21 protein-coding genes are annotated in these 25523 nt (G+C 68.1%); 18 read left to right on the plus strand and 3 right to left on the minus strand.

Annotation, left to right across the window (positions count from 1 at the left end):
- Nucleotides 1–23 precede the first annotated feature (23 nt).
- From murD to ileS, 13 genes are all read left to right on the plus strand, one after another.
- A complete protein-coding gene (murD, locus tag ACFK0J_RS11900) occupies nucleotides 24–1460 on the plus strand; it encodes a UDP-N-acetylmuramoyl-L-alanine--D-glutamate ligase (protein WP_378739358.1) in 1437 nt (478 codons plus the stop codon).
- Entirely contained in the window at nucleotides 1457–2905 is a 1449-nt protein-coding gene (gene ftsW, locus ACFK0J_RS11905; protein ID WP_378739360.1) for a putative lipid II flippase FtsW, read from the plus strand. Before murD ends, ftsW begins: the two co-directional genes overlap by 4 nt.
- Nucleotides 2902–4002 (plus strand): undecaprenyldiphospho-muramoylpentapeptide beta-N-acetylglucosaminyltransferase, encoded by a 1101-nt coding sequence (gene murG, locus ACFK0J_RS11910; RefSeq protein WP_378739362.1) that lies wholly within the window; start codon nucleotides 2902–2904, stop codon nucleotides 4000–4002. The genes ftsW and murG overlap by 4 nt, the downstream gene beginning before the upstream one ends.
- A gap of 40 nt (nucleotides 4003–4042) precedes the next feature.
- On the plus strand, nucleotides 4043–5482 hold the full coding sequence (gene murC, locus ACFK0J_RS11915; protein WP_378742773.1) for a UDP-N-acetylmuramate--L-alanine ligase: 1440 nt from the start codon (nucleotides 4043–4045) through the stop codon (nucleotides 5480–5482).
- Between the two features lie 77 nt (nucleotides 5483–5559).
- On the plus strand, nucleotides 5560–6243 hold the full coding sequence (locus ACFK0J_RS11920; RefSeq protein WP_378742775.1) for a cell division protein FtsQ/DivIB: 684 nt from the start codon (nucleotides 5560–5562) through the stop codon (nucleotides 6241–6243).
- A 316-nt stretch (nucleotides 6244–6559) separates the two neighbouring features.
- Nucleotides 6560–7786, plus strand: a complete 1227-nt coding sequence (ftsZ, locus tag ACFK0J_RS11925) for a cell division protein FtsZ (RefSeq protein ID WP_378739364.1) — start codon at nucleotides 6560–6562, stop codon at nucleotides 7784–7786.
- A 194-nt stretch (nucleotides 7787–7980) separates the two neighbouring features.
- Entirely contained in the window at nucleotides 7981–8709 is a 729-nt protein-coding gene (gene pgeF, locus ACFK0J_RS11930) for a peptidoglycan editing factor PgeF (RefSeq protein ID WP_378739366.1), read from the plus strand.
- Nucleotides 8706–9479 carry a YggS family pyridoxal phosphate-dependent enzyme gene (locus ACFK0J_RS11935; RefSeq protein ID WP_378739368.1) on the plus strand — a complete coding sequence of 258 codons (774 nt, stop codon included), beginning with the start codon at nucleotides 8706–8708 and terminating at the stop codon, nucleotides 9477–9479. Before pgeF ends, ACFK0J_RS11935 begins: the two co-directional genes overlap by 4 nt.
- Nucleotides 9480–9826: 347 nt before the next feature.
- Complete coding sequence (locus ACFK0J_RS11940; RefSeq protein ID WP_378739370.1) at nucleotides 9827–10636, plus strand: cell division protein SepF; 810 nt, start codon at nucleotides 9827–9829, stop codon at nucleotides 10634–10636.
- An 89-nt stretch (nucleotides 10637–10725) separates the two neighbouring features.
- Nucleotides 10726–11028, plus strand: a complete 303-nt coding sequence (locus tag ACFK0J_RS11945) for a YggT family protein (RefSeq protein WP_040733487.1) — start codon at nucleotides 10726–10728, stop codon at nucleotides 11026–11028.
- A gap of 68 nt (nucleotides 11029–11096) precedes the next feature.
- A complete protein-coding gene (locus ACFK0J_RS11950; RefSeq protein WP_378739372.1) occupies nucleotides 11097–11951 on the plus strand; it encodes a DivIVA domain-containing protein in 855 nt (284 codons plus the stop codon).
- Between the two features lie 77 nt (nucleotides 11952–12028).
- Nucleotides 12029–12232: a hypothetical protein gene (locus ACFK0J_RS11955; protein WP_378739374.1), complete on the plus strand. Its 204-nt coding sequence runs from the start codon at nucleotides 12029–12031 to the stop codon at nucleotides 12230–12232.
- Nucleotides 12233–12524: 292 nt separating this feature from the next.
- Nucleotides 12525–15659 (plus strand): isoleucine--tRNA ligase, encoded by a 3135-nt coding sequence (gene ileS, locus ACFK0J_RS11960; RefSeq protein WP_378739376.1) that lies wholly within the window; start codon nucleotides 12525–12527, stop codon nucleotides 15657–15659.
- Nucleotides 15660–15868: 209 nt separating this feature from the next.
- On the opposite strand, the gene ACFK0J_RS11965 is transcribed toward ileS, so the two are convergent.
- A complete protein-coding gene (locus ACFK0J_RS11965) occupies nucleotides 15869–16285 on the minus strand; it encodes an ester cyclase (protein ID WP_378739378.1) in 417 nt (138 codons plus the stop codon).
- Between the two features lie 42 nt (nucleotides 16286–16327).
- Between ACFK0J_RS11965 and ACFK0J_RS11970 the strand changes: the two genes are divergently transcribed.
- Together ACFK0J_RS11970 and ACFK0J_RS11975 are read left to right on the plus strand one after the other, a co-directional pair.
- Nucleotides 16328–16978 (plus strand): TetR/AcrR family transcriptional regulator, encoded by a 651-nt coding sequence (locus ACFK0J_RS11970; protein ID WP_378739381.1) that lies wholly within the window; start codon nucleotides 16328–16330, stop codon nucleotides 16976–16978.
- A 278-nt stretch (nucleotides 16979–17256) separates the two neighbouring features.
- Nucleotides 17257–17760, plus strand: coding sequence for an NlpC/P60 family protein (locus tag ACFK0J_RS11975; protein ID WP_378739383.1), 504 nt, complete (start codon nucleotides 17257–17259; stop codon nucleotides 17758–17760).
- Nucleotides 17761–17796: 36 nt separating this feature from the next.
- Here ACFK0J_RS11975 and ACFK0J_RS11980 read toward each other — a convergent pair whose 3' ends face one another.
- Nucleotides 17797–18684 (minus strand): UTP--glucose-1-phosphate uridylyltransferase, encoded by an 888-nt coding sequence (locus ACFK0J_RS11980; protein WP_378739385.1) that lies wholly within the window; start codon nucleotides 18682–18684, stop codon nucleotides 17797–17799.
- A 331-nt stretch (nucleotides 18685–19015) separates the two neighbouring features.
- Between ACFK0J_RS11980 and ACFK0J_RS11985 the strand changes: the two genes are divergently transcribed.
- From ACFK0J_RS11985 to ACFK0J_RS11995, 3 genes are all read left to right on the plus strand, one after another.
- Nucleotides 19016–20425 carry a DNA polymerase IV gene (locus tag ACFK0J_RS11985; protein ID WP_378739387.1) on the plus strand — a complete coding sequence of 470 codons (1410 nt, stop codon included), beginning with the start codon at nucleotides 19016–19018 and terminating at the stop codon, nucleotides 20423–20425.
- A 99-nt stretch (nucleotides 20426–20524) separates the two neighbouring features.
- Nucleotides 20525–21124 (plus strand): hypothetical protein, encoded by a 600-nt coding sequence (locus tag ACFK0J_RS11990; protein WP_378739390.1) that lies wholly within the window; start codon nucleotides 20525–20527, stop codon nucleotides 21122–21124.
- A 235-nt stretch (nucleotides 21125–21359) separates the two neighbouring features.
- Nucleotides 21360–24605: an arabinosyltransferase domain-containing protein gene (locus ACFK0J_RS11995; protein ID WP_378742777.1), complete on the plus strand. Its 3246-nt coding sequence runs from the start codon at nucleotides 21360–21362 to the stop codon at nucleotides 24603–24605.
- Here the strand turns inward: ACFK0J_RS11995 and rarD are convergent.
- Nucleotides 24589–25509, minus strand: coding sequence for an EamA family transporter RarD (gene rarD, locus ACFK0J_RS12000; protein ID WP_378739392.1), 921 nt, complete (start codon nucleotides 25507–25509; stop codon nucleotides 24589–24591). The two genes, ACFK0J_RS11995 and rarD, sit on opposite strands and share 17 nt — an antisense overlap.
- Between the last annotated feature and the right edge of the window lie 14 nt (nucleotides 25510–25523).

A 25523-nucleotide genomic window follows, 5' to 3' on the forward strand; every position in this document is an offset into this window, starting at 1 on the left:
GGGCCCTGCGATCACCTGGGCCCATGCTCGAATTCCTGCGTGGCCGTGACGTTCTCGTCGCGGGTTGGGGGGTATCGGGGCGCTCGCTCGTCGAGCCGCTGCGCGATATCGGCGCGCGTCCGGTGGTCACCGACGGTGGCGCCGCCGCGCTCGCCGAGGCGGCCGAGCTCGGCCTGGACATTGCCACCTGCGTCGAACTGGAAACCGCCGACTGGAACCGGTTCGCGCTGGTGATCACCAGCCCGGGCTGGCGGCCGGACTCCCCGGTGCTCGCCGCGGCGGTCGCCGAGGGCACGCCGGTGTGGGGTGACGTCGAATTCGCCTGGTGGGTCGATCAAGCCAGGATCTACGGTCCGGTCCGCAAGTGGCTGGTGGTGACCGGAACCAACGGCAAGACCACCACCACGCAGATGACGCACGCCATCCTGCGCGCGGCGGGCATCGCCAGCGTCGCCTGCGGCAATATCGGCCTGCCGATCCTGGACGCCTTGCGGCGCAATCCCGGTCCGCAGGTACTCGCCGTCGAGCTGTCCTCGTTCCAGCTGCACTGGGCGCCGTCGGTGCGTCCCGAGGCGGGCGTGGTGCTCAATGTGGCCGAGGATCATTTGGATTGGCACGGCGGACTCGACGCGTACGCCGCCGCCAAGGCGCGGGCGCTGGTCGGTCGCGTCGGCGTGGTCGGGCTCGACGATCCGGTGGCGGCCTCGCTGGCCCGTCGCTCGAAAGCCCGCCGCACCGTTGGTTTCCGGATCGGCGTGCCCGCCGACGGTGAGCTCGGCGTGGTCGACGGCAAGCTGCTCGATCGCGCGTTCACCAAGGCCGCGATCCTCGCCGAGGTCGGCGACATCAGCCCGCCCGGACCGGCCGGTGTCGCGGACGCGCTCGCCGCCGCCGCGCTGACCAGGGCGATCGACGTTGCGCCGCAGTTCATCCGGGAAGGTCTGATCGAGCACAAGGTCGGCCCGCATCGGTCCGCGTTCGTGCGCGAGGTCGTCGGCGTCGACTTCATCGATGACTCCAAGGCCACCAACCCGCACGCCGCCCGCACCGCGATCCTGGCGCACCCGCAGGTGGTCTGGCTGGCCGGCGGTCAGCTCAAGGGCGCGCAGATCGAGGACCTGGTCGAGGAGGTCGCCGACCGGCTGGTCGCGGTGGTGCTGATCGGCGCCGACGCGCCGGTGTTCGCGGCCGCGTTGGCGCGACACGCGCCCGAGGTCCCGGTGGTCGAGCTGATCGCGGGAGACGATGCAGGGATGGGTGACGCGTCGAGAGATAAGGCCGACGCCGTGATGGCGCGCGCCGTGCGAGCAGCGGCCGGGTTCGCCAGTCGAGGCGACACCGTCTTGCTCGCGCCCGCCGCGGCTTCCTTGGACATGTTCGCCGACTACACGCACCGGGGTCGCAGTTTCGCGGCGGCGGTGCACGCACTGGAAGACGGTGACGTCGGGCGGCAACTATGAGGGAGACGACGCGGCGAACGGACCCCCGAGCCGGAGCCAGGTTCGTGGCCTGGTTGGCGCGGCCGCTCGCGTCGTTCCATCTCGTCGTCACCATCGCCACGTTGCTCACCGTGCTCGGCTTGGTGATGGTGCTGTCCGCGTCCAGCGTCGAGGCGTATGCCGATGGGGGATCGGCATATTCGCTGTTCATCCAGCAGGCGATGTTCGCCGCGATCGGTGCGGTGCTGTTCTACCTCGCCCTGCGGATCCCGCTGCGCCGGTTGCGGCAGTGGTCGTTTCCGCTGTTCGTGCTGTCGGTGATCGGTCTGGTCCTGGTGCTGATCCCGGGGATCGGCTCCAAGGTTCAGGGCGCGCGGCGCTGGATCGACCTCGGCTTCTTCTCGGTACAGCCGTCGGAAGTCGTCAAGGTCACGCTGGTGGTGTGGGGTGCGCACCTGCTGGCGTCGCGACGCTCCGAGCACGCCGGGCTGAAGGACATCCTGATGCCGCTGGTTCCGGCGGGTCTGCTGGTGTGCCTGCTGGTCGTGGTCGAGCCGAACCTGTCGACGACGATCGCGCTCGGCATCGTGCTGGCCGCGTTGCTGTGGTTCGGCGGGCTGCCGTTGCGGCTGTTCGTGACGATTTCGGTGTCCGGCCTGATCGCCGCGGGCGTGCTCGCCTTGTCGGCGGGCTATCGCTCGGATCGGATGCGCGCGTTCTTCAACCCCGGCGATGACCCGCAGGGCATCAATTACCAAGCGCGGCAGGCGCTGTACTCGCTGGCCGACGGCGGCATCTGGGGCCGGGGCCTCGGCCAGAGCCGGGCCAAGTGGAGTTACCTGCCCAACTCGCACAACGACTTCATCTTCGCCATCATCGGCGAGGAACTCGGCTTCCTCGGCTGTGCGCTGGTCCTCGGACTGTTCGCGCTGTTCGTCTACACCGGACTTCGCATTGCCAGCCGCTCGGTCGATCCGTTCCTCCGGTTGCTCACGGCGACCGCGACGACGTGGATCACCGGTCAGGCGCTGATCAACATCGGCTACGTGGTCGGCCTGCTTCCGGTCACCGGTCTGCAGTTGCCGTTGGTCTCCGCCGGTGGTTCGTCGCTGGCGATCACGCTGTTCATGTTCGGCATCATCGCCAACGCGGCCAGGCACGAACCGGAGGCCGTCTCGGCGCTGCATGCCGGGCAGGACGGTAGGTTCAGCAAGTTGCTGCGGCTGCCCAAGCCGGAGGTGTACTCCCCGGCGCGGGCCAGTGCCGCCAGAGCGAAGTCCGCGCAGCGGGCCAAAGCGCCACGGCAGGGTAGACAGTCGGCGCTGCCGCCGGTGCGGCGGCCGCGCCCCGAGCCGGGACGACGCCGCTCACCGGAGAGCCGGGGCACCAGCTCGCTGCGTGCCACCAGGGCGTGGGAGCCAAGTTATCCGGTCAACCACACAAGAGAACGAGGAAAATCTAGGTGATCTCGGTAATCGTCGCGGGTGGCGGCACGGCGGGCCACATCGAGCCGGCATTGGCGGTGGCGGACGCGCTGCGGCGGCTCGACGATTCGATCCGGGTGACGGCGCTCGGCACCGAACGCGGGTTGGAGACCCGCCTGATCCCCGAGCGTGGTTATCCGCTCGAGCTCATCCCGCCGGTTCCGTTGCCGCGCAAGCCGACCGCGGATCTGCTGCGGCTGCCCGGCCGGGTGCGTGCCTCGGTGGCGCGAGCCAGAGCGGTGATCGACGCGGTCGAGGCCGACGTGATCGTCGGCTTCGGCGGCTATGTGGCGCTGCCCGCGTACCTGGCCGCCGGGCCCGGCCTGCTGCGGCGCCGGCGCGAGGTGCCGGTGGTGGTGCACGAGGCGAACGCCAAGGCGGGTATCGCGAACAAGGTCGGTGCGCGCCGCGCCGCGCGAGTGCTTGCCGCGGTGCCGGATTCGGGGTTGGCCGGGGCGCAGGTGGTCGGCATTCCGGTGCGGGCCGCGATCACCACGCTGGATCGCGCCGCGCTGCGGGCCGAGGCCCGCGCCCACTTCGGGCTGCCCACCGAGGGGCCGGTGCTGCTGGTGTTCGGCGGATCGCAGGGCGCCCGCAGCCTGAACGAGGCGGTATCGGGGGCCGCGCCGCAACTCGCCGCGGCCGGTATCTCGGTGCTGCACGCGCACGGACCCAAGAACACCCTCGATCTCGCCGAGAGTGGCGCGAGCGCACGGTATGTGGCGGTGCCGTATCTTTCCCGGATGGATCTCGCCTATGCCGCCGCCGACGCGGTGGTCTGCCGGTCGGGCGCGATGACGGTCGCCGAGGTGTCGGCGGTCGGGCTACCCGCCTTCTACGTGCCACTGCCGCACGGCAACGGTGAGCAGGAGCTCAATGCCAGGCCCGTCGTCCGGCAGGGCGGTGGCAGAATTGTCCCCGATTCGGAGCTGACGCCGAAATACGTGATCGATGAGGTGATTCCGCTGCTCATGGACTCCGCACGGCTGATCGAGATGGGCCGCGCCGCGGCCGGCGCCGGGCACCGCGACGCCGCCGACGAGGTAGCGCGGATCGTGCTGGAGGTAATCGGTGGCTGACGACCTTTCCGCCTTGCCGCCCTCGCTGGCGCGGGTGCACATGGTCGGGATCGGCGGTGCCGGGATGTCCGGGATCGCGCGCATCCTGCTCTCCCGTGGCGGCGCCGTGTCCGGCTCGGACGCCAAGGAGAGCCGCGGCGTGCTCGCGCTGCGGGCGCGGGGCGCGCAGGTGCGCATCGGCCACGACGCCAGCGCCCTCGACCTGCTACCCGGCGGACCGACCGTCGTGGTCACCACCTACGCGGCCATCCCGAAGACCAATCCCGAACTGCTGGAAGCGAATCGGCGCGATATCCCGGTGCTGCTGCGGCCCGCTGTGCTGGCGTCGCTGATGCAGGGGCATCGCACGCTGCTGGTCTCCGGCACGCACGGGAAGACCTCTACCACCTCGATGCTCATCGTGTCGTTGCAGCACTGCGGATTCGATCCGTCCTTCGCGGTCGGCGGCGAGCTGAACGAAGCGGGCACCAACGCCCACCACGGCACCGGCGACATCTTCGTCGCCGAGGCCGACGAAAGCGACGGGTCGCTGCTGCAATACGACCCGGACGTCGCGGTGGTCACCAATATCGAATCCGACCACCTGGACTACTTCGGCACGGACGAGGCCTACGTCCAGGTCTTCGACGACTTCACCGACCGGCTCGCCGAGGGCGGCCTGCTGGTGGTCTGCCTGGACGATCCCGGTTCCCGGGCGCTGGCCGAACGGGTCGGCCCCCGGCTGGCGGAGAATAACATTCGCGTCCTCGGTTACGGCTCCGGCGAACTCGCCGACGCGCCGATCCCGGTCGGCGTGCGCCTGCACAGCTGGGAGCCGCGCGATGTCGGCGGCATCGCCCAGTTCCAGCTGGCCGACGAAGCGGCGCCGCGCACCCTGCGGTTGTCGGTGCCGGGCCGGCATATGGCGTTGAACGCGCTGGCCGCACTGCTCGCCGCCCGGGCCGCGGGCGCCGACGTGGACGAAATCATCCAGGGCCTGGAGGGTTTCGGTGGCGTGCACCGGCGGTTCCAGTTCGCCGGGCGGGAGAACGGGGTGCGCGTCTTCGACGATTACGCCCACCATCCGACCGAGGTGCGGGCCGTGCTCGGCGCCGCGGCCGAGCTGGTGCAGCAGGAAGCCCGCGACGGCGCACGATCCCGGCAGGGGCGGGTGATCGTCGTCTTCCAACCGCATCTGTACAGCCGCACCGCGACCTTCGCGCAGGACTTCGGCGCCGCGCTCAGCCTGGCCGACGAGGTCGTCGTGCTGGACGTGTACGGCGCGCGCGAGAAGCCGCTGCCCGGCGTGAACGGTGCGCTGGTGGCCCAGTCGGTCACCAAACCCGTGCACTACCAGCCGGATATGTCGCGGGTCGGCCGTCAGGTCGCCCGGCTGGCGTTGCCCGGTGACGTCGTGATCACCATGGGTGCGGGTGATGTGACGATGCTCGGCAGCCAGATCCTCGACGGCCTACGGGCGCGGCCCCAGTACGGGCGGTGACCGGCGTGACCCGTGGTGGCGGTTCGCGGCGCGACGTCGGGTCGGTGCGCCGGACGGGCTTCGGCGCGGCGCGATCGATCGGCGCGCGGCTCGGCCCGGACGGGTGGCGGCGGATCCGGGTGTGGGGATTGCTGGGTGTGTGCGTCCTTACAATCGTCGGTGTCGTCGCATGGTTCACCCCGGTGCTCTCGGTGCGTACCGTCGAAGTCGACGGCGTAGTCGCGGTGCCCGAACAGCAGGTCCGCGATCTGCTCGAAATACCGTCCGGACGCTCGATGCTGCGCATCGACACGACCGAGATCGCCCGGCGGGTCGCGAGTATTCCGAAGGTCCGCACGGCGCGGGTGCAGCGGGTATTCCCGTCGACGGTGAAGGTGACCGTTGTCGAGCGCGTTCCGGTGCTGTTTTTCGAAAGTCCGCAGGGTGCGCACCTGCTGGACGCCGAGAGCGTCGAATTCGCGATCGAGGCGGCGCCGATCGGGGTACCCAGGTTGGTGACCGAGCACCCGGCCAGTGACGCCCCCGTCACCAGGGCCGCCGTCGCGGTGCTCGCGGTGCTGCCGCCTGCGCTGGCGATTCAGGTGGACGAGGTTGTGGCACGGTCCATTTCGGATATTTCGCTGAATCTGAAGGATGGCCGCACGGTACTCTGGGGTGGGATGAACGACGGCGAACGCAAGTCGGCGGTCGTTCTTCCGCTGCTGACCCGCCCTGGAACGGTGTTCGATGTTTCGAGTCCTAATCTGGTCACGGTAAAGTGATCGATACCCATTGCGCCCGCGTCGAATTGCCGCGCGGAGCGCCGGGGGGCAACCGTTCACCATACGTCGTGTGGGGCTGCGAGACGAGAGGGATCACACAAGATTCTGTCGCTCGTTTCGGCGCGCCTGCGCGCGTATTGCGGCGGCGACGAATAGCGTTCCGCAGCAGTCGGATACTTGACATAACGCTAACCCTATGGTTGAGGTTTAGGGTTTGCCCGGGCGGCGGATCGCTGAGTGAAGCCGCTCAGGCGAACCGGCGGAGTGTCTCGAATCCGAAAACGACAGGCTTTAGATCGAAGGAAGGCGAGAGCCCATGACGCCCCCGCACAACTACCTTGCCGTGATCAAGGTCGTCGGTATCGGCGGCGGCGGTGTGAATGCCGTCAACCGGATGATCGAACAGGGCCTCAAAGGTGTCGAGTTCATCGCGGTCAACACCGACGCGCAGGCCCTGCTGATGAGTGATGCCGACGTCAAGCTCGACGTCGGCCGGGAACTGACCCGTGGTCTCGGCGCCGGCGCCGACCCCGAAGTCGGCCGCCGGGCCGCCGAGGACCACAAGGACGAGATCGAAGAGGTGCTCAAGGGCGCCGACATGGTCTTCGTCACCGCGGGCGAGGGCGGTGGCACCGGTACCGGTGGCGCGCCGGTCGTCGCCCAGATCGCGCGCAAGCTCGGCGCGCTCACCATCGGTGTGGTCACCCGCCCGTTCTCGTTCGAGGGCAAGCGGCGCGGTGGTCAGGCCGAAACCGGCATCACCCAGCTGCGCGAGTCCTGCGACACGCTCATCGTGATCCCGAACGATCGGCTGCTCCAGCTCGGCGACGCGGCGGTGAGCCTGATGGACGCGTTCCGCTCGGCGGACGAGGTGCTGCTCAACGGTGTGCAGGGCATCACCGACCTGATTACCACCCCTGGCCTGATCAACGTCGACTTCGCCGACGTCAAGAGCGTGATGTCCGGCGCGGGCAGCGCGCTGATGGGCATCGGCTCCGCGCGCGGCGAGGGCCGCTCGGTGAAGGCCGCTGAATCGGCGATCAACTCGCCGCTGCTGGAGGCGTCCATGGACGGTGCGCACGGCGTGCTGCTGTCCATCGCGGGCGGTTCCGACCTCGGCCTATTCGAGATCAACGAGGCCGCGTCGCTGGTCCAGGAGGCCGCGCACATCGAGGCCAACATCATCTTCGGCACGGTGATCGACGACTCGCTCGGCGACGAAGTGCGAGTCACCGTGATCGCAGCGGGTTTTGACGGTGGAGGACCCGCCCGGCGTACCTTCGACACCGCGAGCCGGGGCGCCATCGGATCGGCCCGCGCAGGCGAGGTCGGTCAGAGCCGTACCGCTGAGGTCGCGGCACGCGGCAGCGACGTAGCCTCCGCCACCGCGAGCACCTCCACCCGCGGCGCGGTGCCGAGCTACCGGGACACCGAACGGGCCCGATTGGCCGAACCGACGGTGGCGAACAATGCCCGCACCCACATCGAGCCCCCCGACGACGATGACGACGACGTCGACGTGCCCTCCTTCATGCGGCGCTGACGCGAACAGCTGAACACGAAGGCCCTGGTCCCGCGGGACCAGGGCCTTCGTCGTCTGTACCGTCGCGCTCGAAAGTCGTTGATCTCACAGACGGTCCATGCGCTCCACAGAGCCGCTAGCGGCCGTGAACCGTATGGAGGGTCTGTGAGCTCGGGGACGGGGGTGATGGTGGGGCGGTTGACTAGGGTTGGGGGATGACTTCTGCTCCGACTTTGACCGTTCGGCGAGTGACGACGACCAGGGCGGGCGGGTTTTCGGCGCCGCCGTACGAGTCGTTCAATCTCGGCGATCATGTCGGTGACGATCCGGCGGCGGTGCGGCGCAATCGCGAGCGGCTGGCCGAGGGGATCGGGCTGACCCCGGACCGACTGGTGTGGATGGAACAGATTCACGGGCGCAATGTCGAGATCATCGACGGCCCACGAGAGGAGCCGGTGCCTGCCACCGATGCCATCGTGACCACTGTGCCCGGCCTCGCCCTGGTGGTGCTGACTGCCGATTGTGTGCCAATCCTGTTGTCCGATGACGAGGCGGGTGTGCTCGCCGCGGTGCACGCGGGGCGGATCGGGGCCAGGATCGGGATCGTTCCGCGCGTGCTCGAGGCGATGGTGTCGGTGGGTGCTCGGGTGGATCGGATCGGCGCGTTCCTGGGTCCGGCCGCCTCGGGGCGCCAGTACGAAGTGCCCGCCGCCATGCGGGCCGACGTCGAGGCGCATCTGCCGGGCAGTGCCGCCACCACGGTGCGCAATACCCCCTCGCTGGACCTGCGCGCCGGAATCCGCAGGCAGCTCATCGAAGCCGGAGTCAGCGGGGTGGCCGTCGACCCGCGCTGCACCATTGAAGATCGCACCTTGTTCAGCCACCGTCGCGGCGCGCCCACCGGGCGGCTGGGCAGCGTGATCTGGGCCGAGGCGGGCGCATGAGCCGGGCGGCGGAACCGGAGACCGCGGCGGCCATCGGTGAGCGGACTGCCGAATTGGCCACGAACCTGGCCGGGCTACTGCAGCGAGTAGACGCGGCTTGCCTTGCGGCGGGGCGGGATCCGGGCTCGGTGCGTCTACTCCCCGTGACGAAGTTTTTCCCGGCCGAGGACGTGGCGATCCTGTACCGCCTCGGTCGGCGCGAGTTCGGTGAGTCGCGCGAGCAGGAGGCAACGGCCAAGGTGGCGGCGGTGCCCGAGCTGGTAGGTGACGAAGACCTCTCGGATGTCCAGTGGCACATGATCGGACGGCTCCAGCGCAACAAGGCGAAGATCGTCGCGCGGTGGGCGCACACCGTGCATTCGGTCGACAGCGAACGCCTGGCAACAGCCCTTGACGCGGGTGCGCGGGCCGCCCTCGACGCGGGGGAGCGCACCGAACCGGTGCGCGTCCTGTTGCAGGTGAGCCTGGATGAGGACCCGTCGCGCGGCGGTGTCGCGCCCGGCGAATTGACCCGACTCGCGGATCACGTTGCGGCATCTTCGGGATTACGACTGTCCGGTCTGATGGCTATTCCGCCATTGGGGGCTGAGTCTGATGCGGCATTTGCGCGACTTGCGACTTTGCACACGCTGCTACTCGCCGAGCATCCCGGCGCGACAGAACTTTCCGCAGGAATGTCGGGCGATCTGGAATCCGCGATCGAACACGGCTCGACGTGTGTGCGTGTCGGTACCGCCTTGATGGGCGCTCGACCGATAACCTCGGCGTAGCAAAGAAACCTCATCAGTCACATTCGACACATATGCTTGGGACAGACGAGGGCTGAGCAAGACTTCAACACCCGGCCGCCACCGGGGCCGAAGGAAGGTCGACCAAAATGAGCGAGCGCAGCGAGCGAGTAATCGACGCAGCCACCATCGTGGTCATGACGGAGCCGAGCGAGAGCGAGGCGCGGTCATGAGCGAGCGGAGCGAGCGAACAGTCGACGTCGTCACGTCCGTGGTCAAGCCGGAGCCTGGCGAGAGCGAGGCGCGGTCATGAGCGAGCGAAGCGAGCGAACGGTCGACGCAGCCACCATCGTGGTCATGACGGAGCCGAGCGACAGCGAGGCGCGGTCATGAGCACGCTGCACAAGTTCAAGGCCTACTTCGGCATGGTTCCGCTGGAGGATTACGAAGACGACTACGTCGACGATCGTGCTCCCCGGGCCGGTGACGAGCGCGGTGCGCGCAGGCCACGGCCCCGTGACTACGCCGACCGCGGCGCCTACGGTGCCGACCGGTATCCCGAAGACCGTTACGGCGCAGACCATTACGGCGCCGACGGGTTCGACCGCGAAGAGGTCGACTACCCGGAGCCCGCCTACAAGTCGCCGTACAAGGCCGGGTACCCCGTTTCCCGCCGCGACGACTACGCCGACGAGCCCTACGGCGAAGACCGCTACGAGGCGCCGCGGCGTCCCACCCGGATCGAGGCCGCGCCGTCGTCGGGCCGGTTCCGGGCGGGCGGCAGCGCGCCGTCGCTGCGTGGCGCTACCCGCGGTGCGCTCGCCGTCGATCCCGAAGCCGAAGAGCGGCGGCTGGAGGAGCGCGTGCGCCCCGAGCCGGCACCCGCGCGCAGGCCGGGGATCTTCGAGGACGGAGGCCCCTTGTCCAAGATCACCACACTGCGCCCGCGTGACTACAGCGAGGCCCGCATCATCGGCGAGCGATTCCGCGAGGGCAACCCGGTGATCATGGACCTGGTCGAGCTGAGCAACGCCGACGCCAAGCGGCTGGTCGACTTCGCCGCCGGACTCGCGTTCGCGTTACGTGGCTCGTTCGACAAGGTGGCCACGAAGGTGTTCCTCCTCTCACCGGCCGATGTCGACGTATCAGCCGAAGAACGCCGACGCATCGCCGAAACCGGCTTCTACAACCAGAAATAAGGTCGTGATCTGGGGGGAGTTGCAGACCGGTCGCATGCGCGGCGGCGCGGTCATTTTGCGCAAAGCGGATTTTGCGGCAGAGTGAAGTCGTGGCCTTGTTCGCGGTGCTGTACTTCGTACTGTTCATCTTCTGGCTGTTGCTGATCAGCCGGGTGATCGTCGAGTTCATCCGTAGCTTTGCTCGCGACTGGCGCCCCACCGGTGTCGTTGTCGTCATCCTCGAGGTGATCTTCACGATCACCGATCCTCCGGTGAAACTCCTGAGGCGCTTGATACCACCGGTGTCACTGGGGGGAATTCGCCTGGATCTGTCGATTATGGTCCTGCTTTTCATCGTCTTCATCTTGATGTCGATCGTGGGCAGGCTCGGGCAACCGGTAGCCCCGGTGTGACAGAATGGGCCGTGAAGTAGCTTGCTAGATCTGCTAGATCTCCAAAAGACGCGTGAAGGGATCCTTCCATGCCGCTGACTCCAGCCGATGTGCACAACGTCGCGTTCAGCAAACCGCCGATCGGGAAGCGCGGCTACAACGAGGATGAAGTCGACGCCTTCCTGGATCTCGTCGAGCAGGAGCTCTCGCGTCTGATCGAGGAAAACGCTGATCTGCGTCAGCGGGTCGCCGAACTCGACGCAGAACTGGCTGATGCCAAGAAGAATCGCGGCCCGGTCGGCCCGAACAACGTGAAAGCGCCTGTCCAGCAGGCACCACCGCCGCAGCCCGAGCCGATCAAGCCGCCGGTTCCGGTGGCCCCGCCTGCGCCGATGCCCGCACCCGTCCAGAAGGACGCGCCCAGTGCGGACGCGAACCTGCAGGCCGCCAAGGTGCTCAGCCTCGCCCAGGAGATGGCGGACCGGCTGACCAGCGACGCCAAGGTGGAGGCGGAGAACCTGCTGTCCAACGCCAGGGCAAACTCTGAGCGTCTGGTCGGCGATGCCCGGACCCGGTCCGAGGCGATGATCGCCGACGCCCGCCAGAAGGCCGACGCGATGCTGTCGGACGCGCAGTCCCGCTCGGACAACCAGCTCCGTCAGGCCAAGGAAAAGGCCGATGCACTGCAGGCCGATGCCGAGCGCAAGCACACCGAGATCATGGCGACCATCACCCAGCAGCGCAGCGTGCTGGAGAGCCGGATCGAGCAGCTCAAGACCTTCGAGCGGGAATACCGGGTGCGGCTGAAGTCCTACCTGGAGTCGCAGCTCGAGGAGCTGGAAAACCGCGGCTCGGCGGTACCCGTCGACGGTGGCGAGGCGTTCGCCGACGCCAATACGGCCAACAACCTGCAGCCCGCCACGTTTGCCAAGGGTGGCAAGTAGCCGCTCACCCCGAGCACCGCAGTTCGTACAACTAGAGGAACTGTCGAGCCCGCCTGCCATCCCTTCGGGGGGTCCCCATGCTCGTCTTGACACTTGTTCTTGCCGCCGTCGGATTCGCCCTACTCGTGGCGGCGCTGACCACCGGATCGGTGATCTGGGCGTGGGGCTGCATCGTGGTTTGCGTACTCGGCGCGGTGCTGTTGCTGGTGAGTGCCCTGTCTATGCGTCGGCCGGACGGAGACTCCACTCCGCCGCCACCTGGGCGTCACGCCAAACGTTGAGGGCGTACCGTCGCCCGGCAGGTGCGCCGAAAACAGGGTTGACCGTACTGGCTAGAATCAAACATGAACACGGTGTCGATCCGGCTATCACCGGGGAGCCTTCGGAAGAACAGCGCGTGCTACCCGCTCGGTGGCGCCGCTCAGTAGAACCGAACGGGTGAGCCCGTCACAGCTCGCAATGAGAGGTTCGGCAGCTCAGGCCGGACAAGCGGGGTGGTACCGCGGTTTCGGCGCACCGGGCGTCGGCATCGTCCCCGTGCCAACGAAGACGGCACGAGGAGACGCATCCGCGATGGCGGACCAAACTTCCAGCAACAGCGGGTACCCGCGGGTCGACCTTGGTGTCGGCTCGGGATCGTCGTTCCCCGATCTGGAGCGCCGCGTACTCGACGCGTGGGCGGCCGCCGACACCTTCCGCGCGAGCATCGAAAACCGTTCCGGGGCAGCGGAGTTCGTCTTCTACGACGGACCGCCCTTTGCCAACGGTCTGCCACATTATGGGCATTTGCTCACCGGATACGTCAAGGATCTGGTACCGCGTTTCCAGACGATGCGCGGCAAGCGTGTCGACCGGCGTTTCGGCTGGGACTGTCACGGATTGCCCGCGGAAATCGAGGCGGAAAAGCAGCTCGGTATCACGGACAAATCACAGATCGACGCAATGGGCCTCGCCGAATTCAACGCGGCCTGCAAATCTTCGGTACTGCGCTACACCGGTGAATGGCGCGATTACGTGACGCGTCAGGCCCGCTGGGTCGACTTCGACAACGACTACAAGACACTCGATCTCGACTTCATGGAGTCGGTGATGTGGGCGTTCAAGTCGCTGCACGAGAAGGGTTTGATCTACCAAGGCTTCCGGGTGCTGCCCTACAGCTGGTACGAGCAGACGCCGCTGTCGAATCAGGAAACCCGCCTCGATGATGCGTACAAGATGCGTCAGGACCCGGCGGTCACCGTCGACATGGTGCTGCGCGTGCCCGCCGAGCATCCGCTGCACGAGCTGGACGGCGCCAACGCGCTGATCTGGACCACCACCCCGTGGACCCTGCCGTCGAACCTGGCGATCGCGGTGCACCCCGACATCCGCTACGTGCAGCTGCGCGCCGCCGACGGTAAGCGCTATCTGCTGGCGGCCGAACGCGTGTCGCACTACACCCGCGAATTCGGCGAGCAGCCCGAGGTACTCGGCGAGTACGACGGCGCGGCGCTGACCGATCTGTCGTACGAGCCGCCGTTCGACTTCTTCGCTGGCCACCCCAACGCGCACCGCGTGCTGAACGCCGACTACGTGACCACCGACTCCGGTACCGGAATCGTCCACCTCGCACCGGCTTTCGGTGAGGAGGACATGGATGTCGCCACCGCGAACGGCATCGAGATCGTGCAACCGCTCGACGCGGGCGGCAAGTTCACCTCGATGGTGCCGCCGTACGAGGGCCTGATGGTGTTCGACGCGAACCCGGTGATCATCAAGGACCTCAAGGCCGCGGGAAAGCTGTTGCGGCACGAGACGATCGAGCACTCCTACCCGCACAGCTGGCGTTCCGGTCAGCCGCTGATCTACATGGCGGTGCCGTCCTGGTTCGTCGCGGTCACCAAGTTCCGCGACCGGATGGTCGAGCTGAACAAGCAGATCACCTGGGTGCCCGAACACATCCGCGACGGCCAGTTCGGCAAGTGGCTGGAAGGCGCGCGGGACTGGAACATCAGCCGGAACCGCTACTGGGGCAGCCCGATCCCGGTGTGGGTTTCCGACGACCCGGCCTACCCGCGGATGGACGTGTACGGCTCGCTCGACGAGCTGGAGCGCGACTTCGGCGTGCGCCCGGACGACCTGCACCGGCCGATGATCGATGAGCTGACCCGGCCGAATCCGGATGACCCGACCGGCAAGTCGACCATGCGCCGGGTGCCCGAGGTGCTCGACTGCTGGTTCGAGTCGGGCTCGATGCCGTATGCGCAGGTGCACTACCCGTTCGACAACAAGGAGTGGTTCGACAGCCACTTCCCGGGCGATTTCATCGTCGAGTACAACGGGCAGACCCGCGGCTGGTTCTACACCCTGCACGTGCTCGCCACCGCGCTGTTCGACAGCCCGGCCTTCAAAACCGTTGCCGCGCACGGCATCGTGCTCGGTGACGACGGCCTGAAGATGAGCAAGTCCAAGGGCAACTACCCGGACGTGAACCAGGTGTTCGACCGGGACGGCTCCGACGCCATGCGCTGGTTCCTGATGAGTTCGCCGATCCTGCGTGGTGGCAATCTCATCGTCACCGAGCGCGGCATCCGCGAGGGCGTCAGCCATGCGCTGCGGCCGCTGTGGAACGCGTGGACATTCCTGCAGCTGTATGCCTCGAAATCCGGTACCTGGCGCACGGATTCGCCGAATGTGCTGGATCGCTACATCTTGGCAAAGCTCGCGGAGACCCGGGACGCGATGACCGAGGCGCTCGAGGTCTACGACATCGCGGGCGCCTGCGAACAGCTGCGCGGGTTCGCCGACGCGCTCACCAATTGGTATGTGCGCCGGTCGCGTTCGCGCTTCTGGAGCGAGGACCCCGATGCGGTGGACACCCTGCACACCGTGCTCGAGGTGGTCACCAGGCTGGCCGCGCCGCTGCTGCCGCTGATCACCGAGGTGATCTGGCGTGGGCTCACCGGCGGCGAGTCGGTGCACCTGACCGACTGGCCGAAAGACGCCGAGCTGCCCGCCGATCCGGAGCTGGTCGCCGCGATGGACGAGGCCCGGGTGGTTTGCTCCACGGTGCTGAGCCTGCGCAAGGCGCAGAACCTGCGGGTGCGCCTGCCGCTGGCCGAGGTCACCATCGCCGCGGCCGACGCCGAGCGGTTGGCCCCGTACGCCGACATCATCGCCGACGAGGTCAACGTCAAGAAGGTCGATCTGACCACCGACGTCGCCGTGCACGGCCGCTTCGAACTGGTCGTCAACGCCCGTGCCGCGGGTCCGCGCCTCGGCAAGGACGTGCAGACGGTGATCAAGGCGGTCAAGGCGGGCGAATGGTCCGAGGACGCCGACGGCCTCGTCACCGCCGCCGGAATCGCCCTGCTCCCTGAGGAATACACCCAGCGCCTGGTCGCCGCCGAGCCCGAGTCCACCGCCGCGCTGCCCGGCAATGCGGGCCTGGTGGTGTTGAACTCGGTGGTCACCGAGGAACTGGAGGCCGAGGGCTGGGCCCGCGACCTGATCCGTGATCTGCAGGAAACTCGAAAGTCCTTGGGGCTGGACGTCTCCGACCGGATCACGGTGGTGCTCGAGGTGCCCGCCGATCGGGCCGGGTGGGCCGAAACCCACCGCGACCTGATCGCGGGCGAAATCCTCGCCACCACCCTCACCTTCGGCGACGCGGGCGCCGAGGCCGCCGAGCTGGTGGGTGGCGTGCGGGCACAGGTCACCAAGGCCTGACACCGCTGCGGGGCGGGACCAGCGGGTCCCGCCCCGATTCGGCTACCCCCGGACCCGGCTCTGTCCGTTCTGGCCGGTTCTCGCCGGTGTGGCCGACACGCAACTCCCGAGCGGCGGCAACAGATACTCCGCCGTGCCTTCTCGGCGCTCGTCGCGCCGCTCCCACCGCTCCGCCGCGGCCCCGCGCTTGGCCGCCTTGTAGGCCCCCATCAGACCGGCGCCGTCAACTGCTGGACGATCGAGGCCGTATCCAGCCAGACATTCTCCCGGCTGATCTTGTCGTCGCGGACCTCGCAGACGTGCAGTATCCGGAAGTCGATCGGCCGGTTGCCGCCGGGGATCCCGAGGAATGTGCCGGTCGCCCGGCCGTACCAATGGGATTCGTCGACGAAGAAGTCCTCGCCGTAGTACCGGTGCACGCTCTCCATCTTGTCTTCGCTGATCGCGTCGAAAAGGTCGCGGTAGCGCTGGGCGATCGCGACCGGGTCGCGCAGCGTGCCTTGTGGATCGCCGACCGCATCGTGCTCGACGTCGTCGGTCAGGGTCGCCATGATCGCGTCCACATCGTTGGCCGCCTCGGCCGCGCAGTGTCGCTCGAACAGCTCGTCCATCTCTTCGTGGGTCATCGCCACGCCCTCCTGAAAATGAGAATCTGCTATCGTGGTGAGATGACTTTCTCACGGCGAGACGAGATTCTCAATAGTGGTCGCGCGACGAATCAGAAGATGCGCACCAGGCAGGCGCTGATCAACGCCGGGCTCGAGCTCGCCCGCAACGGTCATGCGCCCTCGATCGCCGAGGTCGCCGAGGCCGCGAAGGTCTCCACCGCCACCGCCTACCGGTACTTCCCCAATCCGCAGTCGCTGTGGTCGGACATGGCCACCCGGCAGGCGAACTTCGTCGGCGGCTATCCGAATTTCCTGGACGACCTGCCCGAAGGCGCGGAGGAGCGCATCGACAAAGTGGTGCGCGAGTGCTGCGCCTTCCAGTTCGCGGACGAGGTGGTGTGGCGCGGTGTACTGCGGGCGACCCTCGAACGCTGGTTCAGTCAGGTCGATGTCGCTGAGGCGGATCGGGTTCCGGTGCGCGGGGTGACCCGGCTGGAGATGGCGCGGGTCGCGTTGGCGCCGCTGGCGGACACGCTCTCGCCGGAGCGGCTGGAACGTTTGGTGAATGCGGTCGTCCTGGTATTCGGTGTCGAGGCGCTGGTCTCCACCCGTGATACCTGCGGCCTCGATCCCGCCGCGGCCACCGAGACGATGAGCTGGGCGGCCCGCGCTTTGGTTCGGGCCGCCGTGGCCGAAGCCGAGACCGGCTAGTCGGTGTGTGATATAGATCACATGCTAGTTATTTGCTGAACCGTCTCCGGAGGTCCGGAGTGCGCGGCAGAATCGGCAGTGGTGCTGTTGTTGCGGAGATCGACTCCTGTGGCAGCAGTGAGTTCGTGGATTGTCCTAACTGCATTGAGCTGCGCTCGGGTATGCGTTCGCCGGGCGCGGCGGCTGCGGCTCCTTCTGGATGACGCTGCTCGAGCCGGGCGTCAGCCGGGGCCGCCGGATGGTTGCCCGGCTGCCGGGCAACCGGAAGGGACGAGCACGTGAACAGAAAACCCTTGCGCCGGATCGCCTTCGGATTTCTCCTGGCGACCGCCGCGACGCTGATTCTGGCGGGTCCCGTCTGGTCGGATACCGGTAGTGCCACCGGCAGCGCCGACTCCGCCTCGGCCGCCGGATCGGCCGCGATTCCCCTGCCCAGCTCACACGGTGTCGGTGCGCTGGCGGCGGCCGTCACCCAGACCGGCAAGCCGTACCAATGGGGCGGCACCGGACCATTCGCCTGGGACTGCTCCGGCCTGGTCCAGTGGGCGTTCCGGCAGGTCGGCGTCCACATTCCGCGCACGACCTGGGAGCAGGCCCGGGCCGGCGCGCCCGTCCCGTTCTACGCGCTCTCACCCGGCGACGTGGTGGTGTTGAACACCGACGGTTCGCATGTCGGGATCTACGCCGGTTTCGGCCAGATCTTCAACGCCTACGACTGGGGTGTCCCGGTCGGACTCAGCCCGCTGCGGCAGTTCGACATCTACGCCATCCGCCGCTTCTGACCCTGGGGCGCAAGCCGTTCGGCTGTCCCGGGTGGTTCAGTCGCCGGTCTCCTCGGCGAGGGTGCGCAGGAGCGGACCGTACTGCGGGTTCGCGAGCGCGGACGCGAACTGGGCGACCAGGTAGTCGGCCGGATTGCCGGTGTCGTACCAGCGGCCACGGATCACCTGGCCGAAGACCGGGTTGTCGGCGGCGTGCACGTTGATCGCGTCGGTCAGGTAGACCTCGCCGGTGCGGTGCTTGTACCAGGCCTTGGTCTGGGTGCGCAGCTCGTCGATGATGCCGGGGGTGACCACGTAGCCACCGATCGCGGCGAAGTTCGACGGAGCGTCTTCGGGCTTGGGCTTTTCCCGTAGGCCGGTGATGCGCAGCAGTCCGTTGCCCTGGTCGTCGGCGACCACCGGGACGCCGTAGCGCTGCGATTCGGCCGGGTCCATCGGCATCAGCGCGAGCACCGGAGCGCCGGTGGCCTCGTAGGCGTCGATCAACTGCTGGGCGCGCGGGATTTCGGCGACGAACACGTCGTCGGGCCACAGCACCAGCATCGACTCGTCGCCGAGATTGCGGGCCGCGTTCAGGACCGGGGTGCCGTTGCCGTACGGGCCGTGCTGGTCGAGGTAGGTGATGTGCCCGAGCCGGGACAGTTCGCCGACCTCTTCGACCGCGTCGGCGTATGCCGTCTTCCCATCCGAGCGCAGTTGCGCCACCAGGGCGGGGTTGGGTCGGAAGTGGTCCTGGATCAACGACTTTCCGCTGCTGACCACGATGGTGATGTCGGTGATGCCCGACGCGACGAGTTCGCGGACCGTGTGCTCGATGACCGGCTTGTCGCCGACCGGCAGCATCTCCTTCGGGATGGCCTTGGTCAGCGGGAGAAGCCGGGAACCGATACCGGCGGCCGGGATCACGGCCTTGCGGATCTTCATAGGTCCGATCATCACATATGAAGGCGGCCGGTAAGGCCGGTCCCCGCGCTTCGCCGACTGTTCACCGAAACCGTGTAGTGCGCGGATGCGGCTGATATTCGCCCAGCTCATCGCTGGTCGAGAGGTGCGAGGGACGCTCGCCGCCGGGCAGGGTGGGCCCGGCGACCCTCCCGGGAAACCAACAGCTAGTGGCCAGCGATCACCCAGCGTTCGGCAGCTGTCCGGATTTGTCGGTGGGCGGGCGTAGATTTCCCGTCGTGTGTACGGACGAGGCGACTGACGTGCTTCCGCCGCGGGTAGCCGAGTTCGGGGGACCCGCGGCGAAGTCACGGTGAGCGAACAGCATCCACTCGCGCGCGCCGACGCGCAGAGCACCGCCCGGCGCTGGGTGCTGCACATCGATATGGATGCGTTCTTCGCCTCCGCCGAACAGTTGACGCGTCCCACCTTGCGCGGTCGGCCGGTCCTGGTCGGCGGCATCGGCGGGCGCGGCGTCGTCGCGGGCGCCAGTTACGAGGCGCGGGTGTACGGCGCGCGTTCGGCGATGCCGATGCATCAGGCGCGCCGGCTGGTCGGCGTCAACGCGGTGGTGGTGCCGCCACGCGGCGCCGTGTACGGCGTGCTCAGCGGGCAGGTGTTCGACGCGCTGCGCAGCCGCATCCCGGTGCTGGAGACGCTGTCGTTCGACGAGGCATTCGGCGAACCCGCCGAACTGGCCGGCGCGACGGTGGCGCGAGTGCACGAATTCTGCGAGGAGCTGCGCACGATGGTGCGCGAACGCACCGGGCTCACCGCATCGGTCGGTGCGGGCACCGGCAAGCAGCTGGCCAAGATCGCCTCCGGGCTCGCCAAACCCGATGGGATACGGGTGGTTTCGCCGGTCGAGCAGCAACAGCTGCTGGCCGCGCTGCCGGTGCGCAAGCTGTGGGGGATCGGCCCGGTGGCGGAGCACAAGCTGCGCTCGCTCGGCATCGAGACCGTCGGCGCGTTCGCCGCGCTGCCCGAATCCGAGGCGGTGTCGACACTGGGCGGTGCGGTCGGCGCCGCGCTGCACCGGCTGGCGCGCGGCATCGATGAGCGCCCGGTCGCCGAACGCGCCGAGGCCAAGCAGATCAGCGCCGAGACCACCTACGAGACCGACATCGTCACGCTCGCGCAACTCCGTCCGGCCATCGAGGCGATGGCGGCGGCGGCACATCGCCGCCTGCTCGACGACGGGCGCGCCGCCCGCACCGTGGTACTCAAATTGAAGAAGTCCGACATGAGCATCGTGACGCGCTCCTTCACCCTGCCGTATGCGACCGAGGACCTCAGCACGCTGTCCACCGCCGCCCAGCGCTCCGCGATCGACCCGACCGAGCTCGGCCCGATCCGGCTGGTCGGTGTCGGCTACGGCGGGTTGTCCATGGTGCGACAAGAATCCCTGTTCCCCGAGCTGGATCAGGCGCCGGTCGGCGCGGACGGCGGGTGGGAAGGCGCCGAGCACGAACCGGCCGCCCCGCCGCCGGGCGAAGCCGAGCCGCCGGAAGGGGCGGCCGCACCCGCCCTCTCCATCCCGCTCTGGCACCGGGGCATGGATGTCGAACATCCCGACTACGGCCACGGCTGGGTGCAGGGCGGCGGATACGGCGTCGTGACGGTCCGATTCGAGACCCGCTCGACCGGTCCCGGCCCGGCCCGCACCTTCGCCGCCGACGACCCGAGCCTGACCAGAGCCGATCCGCTGCGCAGTCTGCGGTGACCACGCCCCGGCGAACGGCTCGACATCGCCGATTCCACCGCGTACGTTCGCTGCCGACGACATCAGTCAGTCCCGTGTGGGTCCACGCGGTGGTCTTCTGTGCCGGTAGCCTGGGAGCTCGTGCAGCGCCGCCGGCTCGGGTGGAGGCTGCCATTGCTGGACATGACACGGACCTACTCGAACGCAAAGGACGAGCAGTTGAAGCTTCGTAAGACTGGACGCATCGCGATCGCCGGCCTGGCCATCGTTGCCGCGCTGGGCATGACCGCGTGCGGCGACGACAAGGACAGCAAGCCGGCCGCCAAGACGACGACCAGCGCCGCGGCGTCGGCGTCGGCCAGCGCCGCGAACCTGCCGCCGGTCCCGACCGTCGCGGAGCTGAACACCGCTCTGGCCCGCGCGCTGGACCCGGCGGTCCCGGCGGCGGAGAAGCTGGACGGCGTCCAGGGCGCCGAGGCCGACCCGACCCTGCCGGACCGCCTCTCCCAGGCAGCCAAGGGTGCGGACGTGAAGATCGAGGTCACCGACGTCACCAGCTTCGGCGACAGCGTCAACGCCAAGGCCAAGTTCGTCGTCAACGGCCAGGAGAACATCGTCGACGTGCCCTTCGTCGCCGACAACGGCAAGTGGAAGATCCAGAAGTCCTGGGCCTGCGCCATGCTGACCAACCTCGGCCAGACCTCGACGGCCTGCAGCTGATTCGTACCGCCGCGGCCGGCTCCCCGCGAGTCGGCCGCGACGAACCACCCCGGCGCGGTGCTTCCGCGCCGGGTGCTCGAACGACGCAGTCGGCGTATGCGATTCGAGTGCCGATAGCTGGGACTCTGTGTCATCCAATGATTTCGCGCTAGCATCCACCGTCGTGACTGTCAGTGACGCTGTGCGCGAATCCGCTCAACCGCCGGCACAGCGGGGAGATCAGCACGATCCGGGCGTGCACCTCGCCGGGGTCGCTTCTCGTCGAATCAGGTTGCTGGCAGTCGTCAGTGGACTCCTCGCGTTCCTCACCGCGGTGTCGCTGCCGTTCCTGCCGGTCCGGCAGGACCAATCCAGTGTGGTGTGGCCGCAGACGGCCGCGGTGACATCGGTGACGGCGCCGCTGATCACCTACGCCCCGACGAATCTCACTGCCCAGATCCCGTGCACTGCCTTCGGCGCGCTCGCGGATTCGGGCGGTGTCGTGGTGTCGACGATTCCGCGGCAGTCACCCGATCTGGAGCGCTACGGCTTCGTGGTGAAGGTCGTCCCCGATACGGCGGATCGCGCGGGCCGGGTCGACGTGGTGTCGCGCAACACGCTGCTGTGGTCGGCGCCGCTGAGCGCCGTCCGCGATCGGTCCTGTTCGGTCGACATCGAGATGAACACGCAGCGCAGCACGGTATCGGCACCAGGTCTCGCGGATTCGGACAAGGTGTTCACGACCGATATCCGCCCGCAGGTGGTCGGTGTCTTCAGCGAGCTGTCCGGCGCGGCGCCGTCGGGGTTGCACGTGAATGTGCAAGTGGATTCCCGTTTTTCGACTTCGCCGACCCCGCTGAAGCTGGCCGCCATGGTGCTGGCCGCGCTGGCCACACTTGTCGCGCTGATCGCGCTGTATCGCTTGGACGGCCTGGACGGCCGGAAGTCGCGGCGGTTCCTGCCTGCCCGGTGGTGGCGGTTGCGACCGGCGGACTATCTGGTTTTCGCCACCCTGCTGGTGTGGCACTTCATCGGTGCCAACACCTCCGATGACGGCTATATCCTCGGGATGGCCCGCGCCGCGCGCAGTTCCGGGTTCATGTCGAATTACTACCGATGGTTCAGTGTCGACGAGGGGCCGTTCTACACGCCGTACACCGACATGATCGGGTTGCTCACCCACGTGTCGTCGGTGAGTCCCTGGGTTCGGCTGCCCACCTTGCTCGTCGGCGTCATCGCCTGGTGGGTGATCAGCCGCGAGCTACTACCCCGGCTCGGCGCCGCCCTGCGCGACAACGCGATTGTCGTATGGACCAGTGCGCTGGTGTTCCTCGCGTTCTGGCTGCCCTACAACAACGGCTTGCGCGCCGAACCCTTTGTGGCGGTGGGTGTGATCCTCACCTGGGCCTCGGTCGAACGGGCCATCGCGACCCGGCGGCTGCTGCCCTACGCATTCGCGATCATGATCGCGGCGCTGACCTTGACCGCCGCGCCCTCGGGCCTGATCTGTGTCGGCGCGTTGGCCGCCGGAGCACGCACGATGACCGCGGTGATCATGCAGCGGGCGAAGCGCACCGGATATCTGGCGCTGCTGTTGCCCCTACTGGCTTCCGGTGTGGCGGTGCTGACCGTGGTCTTCGCGGACCGGACCTTCGCCGGCGTGCGCGAGTTCTTCTACGTGCACAACCGGATCGGTCCCGGTGAGTCGTGGTTCTTCGAGTTCCTGCGCTACCAATATCTGCTACAGCCCAGCGGTGACGGCTGGCTCACCCGGCGTTTCGGCATGTTCCTGCTGCTGCTGACCTTGGTCGTCTGCGTGGTGACGATGCTGCGCCGCGGCGGGCACATTCCCGGTACCGCCGTCGGGCCGTCCCGACGACTCATCGGCATCACCTTCGCCGCCATGGTGTTGATGATGTTCTCGCCGACGAAGTGGATCCATCAGTTCGGCGTCTTCGCCGGACTTGCTGCCTGCGTCGCGGCGCTCACCGCCGTCGCGATCAGCCCCCGGGTCACCCGTCCGCTGCGCAACCGGGCACTGTTCGCCGCAGCCGTATTCTTCGTCCTGGCCCTGACTTTCATCGGCGCCAACGGCTACTGGTGGGTGTCGGCCTGGGGAGTCCCTTGGTGGGACAAGGCACCGATGATCGCCGGTTTCGGGTTCTCGACCTTCGCGGCGGGCCTGTCGGTTCTCGCGCTCGCCGTGGCGGCCTGGTTCCATATTCGCCCGGATACCCAGCCGCGTCCCGACTCGGTACCCGGTCGGGTCGCGCGCGTTCCCGTGCTGGTCGTCGTCGCGGCCGCCATGGTGCTGTTCGAAGTGCTGTCGATGGCGAAAGCGGCAGTGGCGCAGTATCCGTCGTATTCGGTCGCCCAATCGAACGTCACCGCGGCCTTCGCCGGTGGCTGCGGCCTCGCGGACCAAGTGCTGGTCGAGACCGATCCCAACGCATCGGTGCTGAGCCCGCTGACCGGCGATGCCGCCACGGCGCTGGCCGGTGCCGACTCGACCGGATTCACCCCGAACGGCGTGGCGGCCGACCTCACCTCCGATGAGATCGAATCCACTACGGGCAAGGCGAATTCGGTCGCCAGCACCGATACCGATGAGCCCGCGGATCCGAAGGCCGGATCGAAGTCACCGGGTTCGGAGACCGGCACATCCAAGGGCGCCGGAGTCAACGGCAGCAGTGTTCCGCTGCCCTTCGGCCTGGATCCGGCAACCATCCCCGTGCTCGGCAGCTATCGGGAAGGCACCCAGGAGCCCGCCGAACTCACGACCGGGTGGTATCGACTTCCCAAGGACAGCAATGGAAGTCGTGGCCCGATCATCTCGATCGCGGTCGCCGGTCGGATCCGGCACGTCGACAGCGACGGCATCGTCCACCCGGGTCAGGACTTGCGCCTGGAGTACGGCCGCGCGGCAGCCGACGGCACGGCCGTCGCGCTCGGCAGTGTCGACCCGATCGACATCGGCCCGTCCCCGTCGTGGCGCAATATGCGCGTTCCGTTCGACTGGTTGCCGGGCGACGCGGACGTGGTCCGGATCGTCGCGAGCGACAAGGATCTAGGCAAGGATCAGTGGCTCGCGGTGACCCCGCCGCGCGTGCCGCAGACGAAAACCCTGACCGACCTGGTCGGTTCGCGGACGCCGGTGCTGCTGGACTGGGAGGTCGCCATGACCTACCCCTGCCAGAACCTGGTCGCTACCCACGCCGGCGTCGGTGACCTGCCCGGCTACCGCATCCTGCCCGATCGCAACGGGGCGACCATCACCAACCTCTGGCAGGCGCACGACGGCGGCGGCCCGCTCGGCTGGACCCAGCTGCTGTTCACCGCCCGCGCCCTGCCCGCCTATCTGAACAACGACTGGGACCGCGATTGGGGATCGATCGAGCAATACCTGCCACTCGATCCGAACGCCCACCCTGCAACCGTCCGGATCGACCGAACCCAACGCTGGGGCACCTGGACCCCCGGCCACATCAACACCGCCTGGTAGCTCCAGCGGCGGCGCTGCGGGCGTCCAGGTGGGTGCGGCGGGCGCGGAGCAGGGCGTGGGTGGTGAAGATGGCGAGGGCGATCCAGATGAGGGCGAAGCCCGCCCAGCGGGATGCAGGCATCGGTTCGTGGGCGACGGCGACGCCCCAGGCCATCTGGAGTGCGGGGGTGAGGTATTGGAGCAGGCCCATGGTGGATAGCGGAACCCGTTGGGCGGCAACGGCGAACAGCAGCAGCGGGACGAGGGTGACCGGGCCGGTGGCCATCATGAGTGCGGCATGCCCTGCGCCGGAACCGAATTCGCTGCGCCCCGTGACGGCGAGCACGATGACGAAGGCGAGCGCGAACGGCGCGGCGACCACGCCCTCGGCGGCGATGCCGCGCAGCGCGTCCAGCGGGATCACCTTCTTCACCAGCCCGTAGGTCGCGAACGAGCAGGCGAGCACCAGCGCGATGACCGGCGGCCTGCCGTAGTCGATGGTGAGCACCGCCACAGCCGCGGCGCCGAGCCCGAGCGCGGCCCACTGCGCCTTCGCCAGCCGCTCACGGAAAATGAGCACCCCGAACGCCACAGTGACCAGCGGGTTGATGAAGTACCCCAGCGCGCACTCCACCACATGCCCCGAGGTGACGCCGTACACGTAGACGCCCCAGTTGATCGCGATCGCCGCCGAGGCCACCGCGGCCAGCCGCCAGATCCGCGCGCCGATGCCGAGCAACTCCCGTAGCCGCCCGCGCACCGCCAGGACCACGAGCACCACCACCAGGGTCCAGAGAATCCGCTGCGCTACCACCTCGGTCGCACTGGCGAACGCCAGCAAACCGAAGAACGCGGGGAACAACCCCCACAGGAAAAAGGCACTCGTACCGAACACAACACCCGGGATAGACCTGCTCTGCCGCACGCTTCCGACGCTAC

It is taken from the genome of Nocardia brasiliensis (genome assembly GCF_042691675.1).
GTDB classification, from domain to species: Bacteria; Actinomycetota; Actinomycetes; order Mycobacteriales; family Mycobacteriaceae; genus Nocardia; species Nocardia brasiliensis_D.